The sequence below is a fragment of the Enterobacter sp. TMH.L2 genome, assembly GCF_050847315.1.
Classification (GTDB): domain Bacteria; phylum Pseudomonadota; class Gammaproteobacteria; order Enterobacterales; family Enterobacteriaceae; genus Cedecea.
Map to the genome: position 1 here is coordinate 1,998,073 of NZ_CP193791.1, position 12,369 is coordinate 2,010,441.

The 12,369-nt window shown below is 55.5% G+C and carries 10 protein-coding genes; 3 read left to right on the forward strand and 7 right to left on the reverse strand.

All coding sequences use genetic code 11. The features are described from left to right. Window positions 1-230: 230 nt before the first annotated feature. Window positions 231-482, forward strand: a complete 252-nt coding sequence (locus ACREYP_RS09720) for a GlsB/YeaQ/YmgE family stress response membrane protein (protein ID WP_008454104.1) — start codon at window positions 231-233, stop codon at window positions 480-482. A 65-nt stretch (window positions 483-547) separates the two neighbouring features. Here the strand turns inward: ACREYP_RS09720 and ACREYP_RS09725 are convergent, their stop codons facing one another. The 6 genes from ACREYP_RS09725 to ACREYP_RS09750 form a co-directional block, all read right to left on the reverse strand. Next, on the reverse strand, window positions 548-2,725 hold the full coding sequence (locus ACREYP_RS09725) for a TonB-dependent siderophore receptor (RefSeq protein ID WP_336818141.1): 2,178 nt from the start codon (window positions 2,723-2,725) through the stop codon (window positions 548-550). 240 nt (window positions 2,726-2,965) lie between these two features. Beyond that, a complete protein-coding gene (gene treA, locus ACREYP_RS09730) occupies window positions 2,966-4,723 on the reverse strand; it encodes an alpha,alpha-trehalase TreA (protein ID WP_336818221.1) in 1,758 nt (585 codons plus the stop codon). A 174-nt stretch (window positions 4,724-4,897) separates the two neighbouring features. Further along, a complete protein-coding gene (locus ACREYP_RS09735) occupies window positions 4,898-6,280 on the reverse strand; it encodes a serine/threonine protein kinase (protein ID WP_336818142.1) in 1,383 nt (460 codons plus the stop codon). Window positions 6,281-6,318: 38 nt separating this feature from the next. Continuing rightward, window positions 6,319-7,278, reverse strand: a complete 960-nt coding sequence (locus ACREYP_RS09740; protein WP_336818143.1) for a hypothetical protein — start codon at window positions 7,276-7,278, stop codon at window positions 6,319-6,321. Window positions 7,279-7,398: 120 nt separating this feature from the next. Then, on the reverse strand, window positions 7,399-7,893 hold the full coding sequence (locus ACREYP_RS09745) for an SH3 domain-containing protein (RefSeq protein WP_166991918.1): 495 nt from the start codon (window positions 7,891-7,893) through the stop codon (window positions 7,399-7,401). A 486-nt stretch (window positions 7,894-8,379) separates the two neighbouring features. Continuing rightward, a complete protein-coding gene (locus ACREYP_RS09750) occupies window positions 8,380-9,255 on the reverse strand; it encodes an MmyB family transcriptional regulator (RefSeq protein ID WP_166992938.1) in 876 nt (291 codons plus the stop codon). A 111-nt stretch (window positions 9,256-9,366) separates the two neighbouring features. Between ACREYP_RS09750 and ACREYP_RS09755 the strand changes: the two genes are divergently transcribed. After that, window positions 9,367-10,788 (forward strand): MFS transporter, encoded by a 1,422-nt coding sequence (locus ACREYP_RS09755; protein ID WP_008454112.1) that lies wholly within the window; start codon window positions 9,367-9,369, stop codon window positions 10,786-10,788. Here ACREYP_RS09755 and ACREYP_RS09760 read toward each other — a convergent pair. Continuing rightward, window positions 10,752-11,522 carry a helix-turn-helix domain-containing protein gene (locus tag ACREYP_RS09760; protein WP_336818144.1) on the reverse strand — a complete coding sequence of 257 codons (771 nt, stop codon included), beginning with the start codon at window positions 11,520-11,522 and terminating at the stop codon, window positions 10,752-10,754. The genes ACREYP_RS09755 and ACREYP_RS09760 overlap by 37 nt on opposite strands. Before the next feature lie 97 nt (window positions 11,523-11,619). On the opposite strand from ACREYP_RS09760, the gene ACREYP_RS09765 reads away from it, so the two are divergent. After that, on the forward strand, window positions 11,620-12,180 hold the full coding sequence (locus ACREYP_RS09765) for an NADPH-dependent FMN reductase (protein WP_166991927.1): 561 nt from the start codon (window positions 11,620-11,622) through the stop codon (window positions 12,178-12,180). Window positions 12,181-12,369 lie beyond the last annotated feature (189 nt).

Sequence of the window (12,369 nt, forward strand, 5' to 3'; positions counted from 1 at the left end):
AGTCCTTGTTGTGTTTTCAGGTTGTGGTAACGAAGCTTATCGGCAAAACCGCACAAAACTTAATACAAATTTTTGACTATTTTTTCCTGAAAATGCGCATAACCAGGTGAGATTCATCACGTTTTTTTGCAGCCGAACTATACTCTTTTTGACAGCAGGTCGCTGGCCGGGGCGCAGACAGCCTCGGGCGAGCCTGCTAAAGCTCACAATGTAGAAGAGGACGTTCTAAAATGGGTATCCTGGCCTGGATTATTTTTGGTCTTATCGCGGGTGTAGTAGCTAAGTGGATTATGCCTGGCAAAGACGGCGGCGGTATTATCCTCACCTGTATTCTGGGGATCGTGGGCGCGGTTGTCGGCGGTTGGGTGGCGACGGCATTGCACCTTGGCGGACCGGTAACCGGTTTTAACTGGCCAAGTTTCTTTGTGGCGGTGATTGGCGCCATTATTGTGCTGGCTATTTTCAGGATGGTACGACGGTAGAAAGTCATTCATTACGTAAAAACGGCCCTGAAGGGCCGTTTTTACGTTTAGCTTTCTATATAAGTTTAGAAATCGTAGCCCACGGTCGCAATGATCGAACGTTCCGCGCCCCAATAGCAATAGCCCGTCCCGTAGCAGCCCGCCACATAGTCACGGCCCGTCAGGTTGGTGGCATTAAGCTGCACAAACGCGCCTTTCAGCGACGGTGTCCATGCGCCCATATCTGCCCGAACCATGGCATCCAGCAGCGTTACGGAAGGAACACGCAGGGTATTTTCGTTGTCGGCCCATTGTTTGCCGATGTAGCGAATCCCTGCGCCCAGGCTCAGACCATAATCGGCTTTGAACGTGCTCCACAGGCTCGCCATTTGATTTGGCGTGACGTACGGCGTGTTGCCGTCATTACCGTCAATGGCGTCTTTATAGCGCACCCGGTTAAGGGTATAGCTGGCGATGGTTGACAGGCGTGGTGTCAACTGAGTGCGGGCTTCCAGCTCAAGTCCTTGCGAATGCACTTTGCCTGCCGGTTCAAAATATCCCCCCTGCACGTTACGGTTCCCCACATCTTTTTGGGTCAAATCGTAAACGGCGGCGCTATAGAGATCGCTGGTTCCCACAGGCTGGTATTTTACGCCAGCTTCGTACTGTTCGGCAGTTGTGGGTTTCAGCAGTTTGCCTTCGGCATCGGAAAGTACCTGCGGTGTGACGGCCTGACTGTAGCTCACATACGGCGAAATACCGTTATCAAAGGCGTACAGCAGAGATGCGCGGCCGCTAAAGTGGTTGTCGCTGCGGTTGTCCGTCACGTCACTGTCGATCGCCGTCGCCACCAGATGGCTTTTAGTCACCAGATGATCGTAGCGGCCAGACAGCGTCATATGCCAGCGGTCCCACTTCATCTCATCCTGCAGATAAGCCCCGGTTTGCTCATACTGGCGGCGGCCTGATTTAACCAAAAGCCCCTGATTAATTGTCGCGTAGCTTGGGTCACGTGGATCGTAATAATAGTAACCGCCAACGCCACCAGAAACGCCGGTCCACGGATTCAGGTTGGAAGTGTAGCCCGTCCCGTCGGTCAGATCGTTGGTGAACCGGTGATATTCCCCGCCGAGCACCACTTTATGCTGCAGATCGCCGGTCGCGAAGTCGGCTTCTAACTGATTGTCGATGGCCCAGGCATCCAGCGAGGAGTTTTCACGGCTGTAGTAGCGCGAAAGTTCGTTATGCGCGGTATCTGCCCAGCCAATTTGATAGGCCTGGCGTAGCGCTACGTTTGAGTGGGTATAGCTGGCGTTTGAGCGGAAAGACCAGACCTCATCGAAGGCGTGAGCAAACTCGTAGCTGTAGATCTGCTGGTGGCGCTTAAAGGCGTCATCGCCCGGCTGTACGTCAGAAAAGCCAGTATCCAGCTTGCGTCCCGTGGTGGTGTAAAGGCTGCCGTCGCCCGGAACAGAACCGTGGTAGCCCCCGGACGGATCTTTTTCCAGGTAGGCTCTTAGTACCAGAGACGTTGCATCATCCGGCTGCCAAAGCAGGGACGGCGAAATAGCGTAACGTTCGTCACGCGTGTTGTCATACTGCGTATCACTATTTTTGGTCAGGCCGGTGATACGGAAGGCCCACTGGTCATTAATCGCGTTGGTGTAATCAAACGCCGTGCCGTTGGTGTTGTGGTTGCCGTATATCGCCCGCACGTGGCCTTCTTCGACAAACTGCGGGCGTTTAGACGTTTCCATCACCAGGCCACCCGGAACAGTCTGGCCGTAAAGTGCGGAAGACGGGCCTTTGATGACGTCAAGGCGTTCCAGGAACCAGGGATCGACCTGGACCACGTTAAAGCTACCCGCGTCGCTCATCAGGCGGAGGCCATCAAGGAAGATGTTATTCACGTCGCCGCCGTGGAAACCCCGTAATGCGACGGTATCGTAACGGGTTGCACCGCCGGAGAATCCGGTAAACACGCCCGGGGTATAGTTCAGCGCGCTATTAATGGTTTGCGCGCCCTGGTCTTCCATTTGCTGACGGGTCACGACGGAAATGCTTTGCCCGGTGGTAATCAGCGGCTCGTCGGTTTTGGTCGCGCCACGGGTTGTGGTGGCGGTATAACCTATTGTTGGAGAGGTTGCGGTGTCAGCAGGTTTAGCGGTCACAACCAGTGTTTCTTCAGCCGATGAAGAAAAAGGGGCGATGAGCGCCAGCGTGCAGAGTAAAGCGGAGCGCTTTACGGTAAGGTCCTTTATCATTTTTTGTCCGGAAGTATTGAGATCATCATCCTGATGGAAGTCCTCCGCCGGCATGCGACGGGAAAACGCGGTTTTTAAATGCGGTTTCGAATGAGAATTGTTATCGTTATTATTATCAAGTGCAAGGCGTGCGATGATTTTTAATGCATAAAAACCCATGAAATCAATGATGATTTCATGGGCTTATTGTTTTAAATGAAATGATTAAGCGGCAATCACGCCGTGGTCAGTATGGTCAGGTTACGGCGCTGGCTTGCTCGAGGCTGGTGAGATCCCCGTTTTATCTGCGGCAGGTTTGGCCGCTTCCGTTACCGGGCCGGGCGTGGCCGAAGGCAGCTTATCCGGCGCATTGTCGCAGGGTTTTTCTTTTGCACAGAGCATATCCAGCATTTTCAGCGCGACGCCGTTGGTCCAGCCGAAGCCATCCTGAAGCGGATATTCACCGCCTCCACCGCCCGCACCTCCGGCTGTGACATCGTATTTTTCAACCAGCTTTTGCTCTTTGTTGTAGAGGTTCTGCACCGTACTCAGGAAGCGGAAGCTGACTTCCAGCGCGAGATCTTTATGCCCGTAATTTTGCAGACCTTCGGTGGCCACCCACTGCAGCGGCGCCCAGCCGTTGGGGGCATCCCATTGCTGGCTGGTTTTTACGCTGGTCGTGGCAAGTCCGCCCGCGCTGAGCAGGTGCTGACGGGTGGCTTTCGCCATCTTGTCCGCTCTGTCCTGCGCCGCCGCATGAACGTACAGTGGGAACAGGGCGGCAGCGGTTAGCTGGTTTCGAACCGTGTGGCTTTTCAGATCGTAATCCGCGTACCAGCCTTCTTTGGCGTTCCACAGGTTTTGTTCAATTGCTTTCTGTCGATCGTCCGCGGCCTGCTTATAGCGCTGTGCTGCGTCGCTATCTTTTGCCAGCTCGCTGGCGTGAGCCAACGTTTTCTCTAGCTGATAGAGCAGCGCATTAAGGTCCACGGGCACAATGCTTGTGGTACGGATGGTGCCCAGTTGGGCTGGATTATCCATCCAGCGGGAGCTGAAGTCCCAGCCGGAAGCGGCGGCAGCTCGCAGGTCACGATAAATATCCGTGGCCGCACGCGACGGCGTATTTTTCGCAGTGGTGACGTCGTCCAGGTAGGACTCGGTTCGCGGCGTGTCTTTCTCATCCCAGTAACGGTTGAGCAGGGCACCATTTTTGAGTTTCACCACGCGGGCATGGGCTTCGCCCGGTTTGAGGGCGTCGCTGCCCTCCATCCACCAGCTGTACTCCTGCTTCAGCTGCGGCAGGTAGGCTGTGTAAACGCTATCGCCTTTATTCTGCGCCAGCAGTTCCACCATCATGGCGAAGAACGGCGGCTGTGAACGGCCCAGGTAGTAGCTGCGGTTCCCGTTGGGAATGTAGCCCCAGGTATCGATTTCGTGGGCGAAGTTGTCCACCATATTTTGCACGTCATCCCAGCGCCCACTCTCCGCCAGCCCCAGCAGGGTGAAGTAACTGTCCCAATAGTAAAGCTCGTGGAAGCGCCCGCCGGGCACAACGTAAGGTTTTGGTAGCGGGAGAAGCGGGTCCCATTTGTTGTCGCTGTTCGCGGAACGGGTCAGTTCAGGCCAGAGCCCGTTGATATGCTCCCGCAGGCTTTCTCCTTCCGGCGGCACAGACCTTTTTTCTTCCTTTGGCAGGATAAAGTTCACATCAACAAAATGGCGTAAGTCGAACCCCGAGAGCCGGCGCTGCATACGATAATCAGCAAGGATCATCAGCGGATCGCCCTTGGGCACGGCATCCGCAAAGGTTTTCTGGTCGGGGAACAGCTTCGCGGTCTGGACATCAATAAACAAAGGCCCAAAAAGCTCGTCGGGCGATTGAGGCTCGGGCGGGCGTGGGGATTCGGTTTCCTGGGCTGCGAACGAAGCAAGCGGCGTAAGGCCAAATACGGCACCGGCAGCGGCCATTTGGGCCGCAAAGCAAAGCGCATAAGGCCGGCGCAAAACGGGTTTTATCATCATTCCTTCTCCATCGACGGGACGCAACACGCTACGTTGCGATCAACTCCCTGAAAACCTTAGTTGAATTTTCCGAATTTCGAGCGCCGTTGAAGATAAAAAGAGAAAAACCGGATTATTTACCCCATAAAAAAGCCCCGCAGAACGGGGCTGAAGTATTCGTTAAGTCTGTAATCACCCCTGCGGGTTTACCAGCCACGTGCCGGAATTCGTTACCACAATAGTTTGTTTGCGGGGCGTTTCGCCGCCGCTCAGCGCCAACAAATATCTCCCGGCAGGGAGCTGAAGCGACGCAAAACCATTGGCGGCGGGCGTCAGCTTTTGCGCTTTGCCGTTGACCGCCAGCTGTTCGCCGTCGTTCATTCGAACATACACTCGGGCGAGCGTGCTTTCAGCCGCGACGGCTACAGGGGCCGCGCTTGCCTGCGCCGGGCTTTGATTCGCTGCAAGCGGCGCGGGAGCAGGTTCCGGCGAGCTCACTGAAGGGCTTCCCCGGCCAAAAAGTACCGCGCCAACAATCAGACCCGCGACGGCGCCCGCACCAATTTGCAGGGCAGGTTGATAGCGCTTCCAGAGCGGACGCGTCGCCGTGTTCTCTGGATCTTCTACCGGCACCAGCGCGGTACCCGTTTTTTTATTACCGATCAGTTCACGCACATCGTCTGGCTGGATATTCAGCAGGGCCGCAAAAGCGTCAATGGATTGGGGGCGATCTTCCGGCTTCAGCGACAGCGCTTTATCAACCGCCTGCAGTAAATTCAGGGAATAGCCCTCGGGCTGGTTTTCCGCGAGCTGGATGCAGCTGTCCTGAATACTGCGGGCGACGCTGGCAGGCGGTGCATTGCCGGTAATCAGCGTATAAAGCACGGCTCCGACGGCGTAAATATCTGTCCACGGCCCCAGCTGGCTTGCCAGATCTCCGGTGTACTGCTCCAGCGGTGCAAATCCGGGGTGAAGCAGGGTATTGCCTTCATCCAGCGAGCCTTGTCCCCGGCGTGGCGCGCCGGTATTGAGCAGGATGGGCAGCCCGTTATCCTGAATTTGAATGCTTTTCAGCGACAGGTTGCGGTGCAGATGTTCGGCCGCGTGAAGCGTTGCCAGCGCGCCGCAAAGCATGGGCAGCATCCGGCGGATCCACGTTTCATCGATCAGCGACGGCTGCTGCTTTTGCAGTTCATCCAGCGTAATGCCGCTATAAAACAGCGTCACGACGTAAGCGGTATTATTGTCGCTCCAGATGCGCAGCACCTGAGGCAGATTCGGGTGATTAAAGTGCGCCAGCTGACGCGCTTCCTGCATAAAACCGTTCAGACCGGTGGTGTAGACCAGGTGGTCGCGCTCGCTGTGCAGCACCAGCTCCATCACGTCATTGCGCATGACGTAAGCTTTAGGCATGTATTCACGGATAGCCACCAGACGCTCGAGCTGATGATCCCACGCCCGGTAAAGAATACTGGTCATGCTGGCGTCGATGGCTTCCTGAATTTCAAATTCGTCAAAGCGGTAGCCAGGCGGCAGAGCATTGGGCACTTTTGGAATAAAATCGTTATCTATCATGATGTTCTCTGCGCGTAGTCATGCAACATGCGGCGTATTTATTTTTGGGCTCGCCAGGCACCCGCGGCCGGGTCGCGCAGCTGCGGGTGCAGGGACTCGACCAGCAACAACGTAATGGCCGTCCCCGGCGTCACCCAGCCGGACCAGAGCTTGCGCACCTCGTTGAGCCGCGTCTGGAGACGCTGTTCATCCAATGCCATGTCGCGAGACACTTCCACGGCAACGGTGCCGCTGGCTTTCCAGCCGTTAATTTCAGGGTGGTAAGGCAAAATAAGCCAGCTTTGCGGTGCCTGTTCACTGCTGACGACCATGCGCTCATTGTTCACGCTGGTGATAAGCAGGCTGTCGGCGTCCGCTGAGGAGTTCAGTCCGCTGACCGGGAAACCGTGGACAAACGTCATCATAATGCGCTTTTCGCCGCCGACGCCGCGCCGCACCACTTCGCTGGTGCCGTTCAGCCAGCCGCCTTTTTCACATTTGCCATTCTCTTTACCCGGAATAAACAGGGAACTGCTGGAGGCATCGCCCTGCCAGAATGTGCGCAAGTGGCAGCCATCCTGTAGGGTAAATTCCAGCCATGGCGTGCGGTCGAGAGGCGTGGAAAGATCTTCCGGGCGCTCATTACGGGTCGCAACCGAAGAAAGCGGGGACTCGATAGTCACTCCCCAGTCGCTGGTTTTGGTGGCAGACCCGCGAGCAAGGGAAGCCCCCTCGGGATCTTCAAGCTGCCAGTTGACGCGCTCAATCTCGCTGCACTGATTTTCCAGAAGCGCGCCGAGGCGAGGCATGAACGTTTTCAGAATAAGGGGGTTTTTATCCCCGTTTGCCACAATTCGAACCGGAAGATCGCTTCCGCACCAGCTTTGCGGGGCATTGCTTTTGATGTTGTCTATCCACACGTCCAGCTTTTGGGACGGCGATTGAACGATGCGGTAGTTCCCTGCCCAGACGGTAGTGGATGCCAGCAGCAACGCCATACCCGAAAGCCAGAGTTTCATAAAAATCCTTGTTAGCCTGTGTGTAAAGAGGGGCTACGTTAACGCCCATACAGGTTGCCGGGCGAGTCGTTGCTACTCTCATACCAAAATCTTTGGTTAGAAAACCCCCGAAGGGGAAGTTTAATTAATGATCCACGTTCCGTTGTCGGCGTTCTGGCAGGCTTTGCTTTTATTATCTACCGCAACGCAGGTGGATTTTTTGGCCGCGCGGCGAGGGCGAGGCCGGTCTTTTTTCAGCGTCTGGGTATACAGCTCGCTTTTGACCAGCGCCCTGAGCGGCACATAGCCCAGCAGCTCTTGTTTATCCTGCTCGGCGATAGCAAACCAGTGATTTTCTACCTCGCCCAGCACCGTGTAGCTTTGGCCGTTTTCAAGCTGGGCCAGCACTTTGCCACCAAAATCGGGTTTGCTCATGATGGAGCCCGGATAAAGCGCCCGATACTCGGCGTCAACAGGCGTAAACTCTTTTGGTACTTCAACGACATAGCGGTGAGTCAGGGTGACGCCGTTTACCGTGCTGGTCACAATGGTGTCGTCGGTCATCTTCGGCGGCGGCGCTTTACAGCCGACAACCGTAGTGACAACAAGGAGGACTAACAGGCTTCGCAATTTCATTGAGACGTTCCCTGAGAAAAAGGTTAAAACTCAACCGCCGCGGGAGCAAGGAGCGCCGCACAGGAAAATTATCCACGACGTGAGATACGCCCACGCAAAACGGTGCGGCGGCTTGAGTATCTCGCCGGCGCAAGGAATTCGCGTGGTTTCAGCATAGTAGCGTGATTTTACATAGCCCGGTTAACAATTCAATGGTGTTATAACAGTGGAATAACCTATTACGTACATGAAGGTTTGATGCCGGGTTAGCGCAGTAAAAAATTGGGCTGAGGTAAATGTAATCGGCTCGCCACTTAAAAGGAATGAAAAGCAGGGAGATGACGGTAATTTTTTGAATTTATTTGATAAATTCAGACTTTTCGTTGTGGTGTTATTTTTATTCTGTGGTCAATGCAAATCGTCTTTTGGGGTTTCCCTGAGGTTATTCTTAAAACAATAAAAAAAACATCGGGCCGTCTTCAGGATGCCCGATGAGAAGGCAGAGGTTCAGGCTCCGCTCGATTGAGAAAATAACCGCAAAGCTCGCTCACCTGTTTCATCGATCGGCAGGTAAACCAGCAGCCTTGAACCGTCTCGCGGGGCAGAGTACCAGTTGACCTGTTGCATACCGAAGGTGCCGATCTGCGGATGCGTATACTGTTTGATATGGTTTTCGATATTGCGGATTTCATAGCGCTGCTCCCAGAGCGTTTTAAACGCGGGAGAGGCGGTGAAAAACGACTCCAGCAGCGCTTCCCAGCGCGGGTCGCCGCGGTGCTCGGTGATCCCGGCGCGGAACCAGCCGACAAACTTGGGCAGCACATCTTCGTTACAGTCCACCCGGCTGCGCCAGGTCTCATTGGTCAGATATTGATAAATGCAGTTGCGATGCTCCGGCGGTTCATTGTCGAGATCGACCCCCATTAGCTGGCAAAAATGTGAATTGTAGCCGAGGATGTCGAAGTTCGGCTTCTGGATACTGGCGGGGTTGGGCATCAGGGCGTCCAGCATCCGGCGGGCGGCGGGGCTGAGCCCCTCGCACTGCGCGGCGGCGGGCGCTTCGGACGGAGGCAGTCCGGCCAGAATAAACAAATGACGGGTTTCCGCCGGGGAGCACTGTAGCGCGCTGGCGATCGCCGCCATGGCGCTTGAGGATGGATTCACTTCTCGGCCCTGTTCCAGCCAGGTATACCAGGTTACGCCGATGTCAGCCAGCAGCGCCACTTCTTCACGGCGAAGGCCGGGCGTGCGCCGACGCCCGCTGCGCGGTAGACCCAGCCGCTGTGGGTCCAGACTTTCACGCCGGGTGCGCAAAAACAGCGCCAGCATTTTACGACTGTCGTCCAGCGGGCCATGCCGCAGCTCAGGCTGAGTGACGAGCATCACAAATACTCCAGAATAGTAGTGCCAGTACCAGTATAAGTAAGAACTGGTACCCGGTTAAATGTTCAGGGATCCTACGTCGGTATCCTGAACTATGCAATGGAGTCCCTGATGAATAATTCGCCTGTTTCACCTGGTCGTGCAGGCCTGGTGCTGCTGTTGACGGGCCAGATGTTGCCGTTAATCGACACCTCTATCACCAACGTGGCGCTGGACTCGATCACCCAGTCCCTCGGCACCACGCCAACCCAGCTTGAACTTATTGTGGCACTTTACGGCGTTGCCTTTGCCGTCAGCCTGGCGGTGGGCAGCAAGCTGGGGGATAACCACGGCCGACGCAGAACGTTGCTCTGGGGCGTGGCCCTGTTCGGTATTGCTTCTTTCCTGTGCGGGATCTCCGGCTCGGTCACTGAGCTGCTGGCGGCCCGGACCCTGCAAGGCGTCGGGGCGGCGCTGATCGTGCCGCAGATCCTTGCCACGCTGCACGTGACGCTCAAGGGTACCGCTCACGCCCGCGCCATCAGTCTGTACGGCGGTATTGGTGGGATCGCTTTTATTATCGGCCAGATGGGCGGCGGCTGGCTGGTGTCGGCGGATATTGCCGGGCTGGGCTGGCGAAACGCATTCTTTATTAACGTACCCATCTGCCTGTTGGTGCTGGTGCTGAGCCGGTTTTATATTCCTGAAACGCGCAGCGAAAGCCACTCGCGTATTGACTGGCAGGGCACCGTCACGCTCGCGCTGGTGCTGTGTTGCCTGCTGTTCCCGATGGCGCTTGGCCCCGAGCTGCACTGGCCATGGCCGATGCAGCTGATGCTGGTGGCGACATTGCCGCTCGGTTATCTGATGCGCGTTGGCGCGCTTAACCAACAGCAGCGGGGGCTACAGCCGCTGTTGCCACCAAGACTGCTTAAGCTGGGCAGCATAAGGTTTGGCCTGCTGATCGCGCTGTTGTTCTTTACCTGTTGGTCGGGTTTCATGTTCTGCATGGCGCTGACGCTCCAGTCGGGCATGGGAATGGCGCCGTGGCAGTCCGGGAACAGCTTTATTGCCATGGGCATTTCGTATTTTGTCTCAGCGTGGTTTGCGCCGAGGCTTATCGTGCGCCACTCGCTAAGCACGATTCTGCTGAGTGGGATTGCTATCCAGGTGGTTGGCCTGTTGGGGCTGATATTTACGCTCTGGCACTTTGGCACCCACGCAGGCCCGCTGGCTATTGCCCCGGCGACGCTGGTGGTGGGCTACGGCCAGGCGCTGATTGTGAACAGTTTCTACCGCATCGGGATGCGCGATATCGACCTGAACGATGCCGGGGCGGCAAGCGCCATATTAAGCACCCTGCAGCAGTCGGCGCTGGGGCTTGGCCCGGCGGTCCTCGGAGCATTGTTCCTGCATCTGCAGCACCAAAGCGGGGATTACTCCGTGGCGATGATCGGTTTCCTGGCGGCTGAAATCGTGATGATGCTGGCGCTGGCGGTTGCCGCCGTCACCCGCCGTCAGCTTTTATCTGGGGTGAAAGTCTCTTTAAGATAACGCCCCGGCGGCTGGCCGATAATTCGGGTAAAGGCAGTGGTAAAGCTGCTGGCGCTTTGATAGCCCATATCATAGGCCACCTGAGTTATCGGCTCGCCGTTAACCAATTTCTCCACCGAACTGATAATCCGCATTCTTTCCCGCCAGCGGGTAAAACTCATCCCGACTTCGCTTTCGAAGAGGCGGCCTAATGTTCTGGGGCTGATGAAGGCAACGGCGGCCAGCTGCACCAGCGTTTTATTGCAGGCCGGATCTTCCCGCAGCAGGCTGGTGATTAGCCTCAGCCGCTTATCTTTACCCTCAGGCACAAACAGATCGGTTTTCAAAACTTGCTTGCGCAACTGGAAGTGCAGCAGTTGTGCAATGAGCTCAAGTTGCGCGCCAGAATCGAGGTGGTGTTGAATCGCTAAGGCTTCTTTGGCCAGTTCCGTCAGCAGGTTAGAGGCGACGATAAGCGAGCTATTTTCCGGCAATTGCAGCTCAAATCCTTGCCTGAAACGCAAATTGATCAGCCGCGTACGCTCGGTGTAAAGCGCCCGGTGTAGCAGGCCCGGCGGCACCCAAATACCGTTACCAGGCGTAGCCAGCCACCAACCTGTTTCGTTTTGCAGACGAAGAGTGCCTTCCAGCGTCACGCTTAACTGGCCGTGTATATGGCGGTGAAACGTCACATCGTCACCCCGGTGATGGGCCATGTCGGAAGCAGCGATAGCCACGGATAGGGCATCTGGCATGTTGGCACTCCTGCGAAGTGTTTTGGCGGATTAGCGAAAGAATTATCTCATTCTTTTTCTGATAATGCCTGCATCGAGAAAATTAGAGGAGAAAAAGATGAAAACATTACGCTTCGTAGGTATCGCCGGTAGTTTGCGGGTAGATTCCGCTTCCCGTGCATTGCTCAACAGCATTGGTGAAATGTTGCCTGAGCAGAGTCATTTTAGCGTGCTTGATATTGGCGCCATGGAACATTACTGCCAGGATCTGGAAAAGGGGGAATTACCGGAGCCGGTGGTAAGCGCCCGCCGGTTAGTGGCTGAGGCCGATGCGGTGATCATTACGGTACCGGAATACAATCATGGCATGCCCGGCGTACTCAAGAATGCGCTCGACTGGCTGTCTCGGCCGGTCAGAGCCAGCTGTATGCTGGGAAAATATGTCTTTTTCGTTTCGCAGTCGACCGGCGCGCTTGGCGGCGTCAGGGCGCAATACCAGCTGCGGGAAACGCTGGCCTCAATGCTGTGCAATATGGTGCCGCTGCCGGAGCTGGCGGTCAGCTTCGCGAATCAGAAATTAGAGAACGGGCGTTTAATTGATTCCGCCACGGCGGCGTCTATTCGTACCCAGCTTGCCGTCTTTATTAAGGCGGTAGAGCAGAATAGCACAAACCGTTAACGACGGATTTATCGCCTTATATGGCAACAAAATAATGATAAAATCCATACATGTGTGTGGATTTTTTTTGCCAATAACATCCCGATAACTAAGCGAATTACCGCTAATAATACCCGGAATACAGGATGTATTATTCGGCGGTGTTATTTTTATAATATTTGATTTTATTTGGTTTTTTTAATTAAAAAA